The 654-nt window shown below is 53.8% G+C and carries 1 rRNA gene; it reads left to right on the top strand.

Annotation, left to right across the window (positions count from 1 at the left end):
• Nucleotides 1–654, top strand: a 23S ribosomal RNA gene (locus tag PL77_RS29895); the annotation flags it as partial.

Genomic DNA, 654 nt, shown 5'->3' with positions numbered 1-654 from the left:
CGGACATTGTTTGGTGGGTAGTTTGACTGGGGTGGTCGCCTCCAAAAGAGTAACGGAGGCTTTCCAAGGTTCCCTCACGACGGTCGGCAATCGTCGGAAGAGCGCAATGGCATAAGGGAGCCTGACTGCGAGAGAGACATCTCGACCAGGCACGAAAGTGGGACATAGTGATCCGGTGGTACCGCATGGAAGGGCCATCGCTCAAAGGATAAAAGGTACTCTGGGGATAACAGGCTGATCTCCCCCAAGAGCTCAAATCGACGGGGAGGTTTGGCACCTCGATGTCGGCTCGTCACGTCCTGGGGCTGGAGAAGGTCCCAAGGGTTGGGCTGTTCGCCCATTAAAGTGGCACGCGAGCTGGGTTCAGAACGTCGTGAGACAGTTCGGTCTCTATCTGTTGCGGGCGTAGGAAATTTGAGAGGCTCTGACTTTAGTACGAGAGGACCGAGTTGGACACACCTCTGGCGTACCGGTTGTTCCGCCAGGAGCATCGCCGGGTACCTATGTGTGGAGCGGATAAGCGCTGAAAGCATCTAAGCGCGAAACCCACCTCGAGATGAGATTTCCATATAAGGGTTGTTAAAGATTATGACGTTGATAGGCTTCAAGTGTACGTGTAGAGATACATTCAGCTGAGAAGTACTAATCGCCCAA

The organism is Flammeovirga sp. OC4, from assembly GCF_000812565.1.
Classification (GTDB): domain Bacteria; phylum Bacteroidota; class Bacteroidia; order Cytophagales; family Flammeovirgaceae; genus Flammeovirga.
This window is presented reverse-complemented; position numbering and strand designations above follow the sequence as displayed.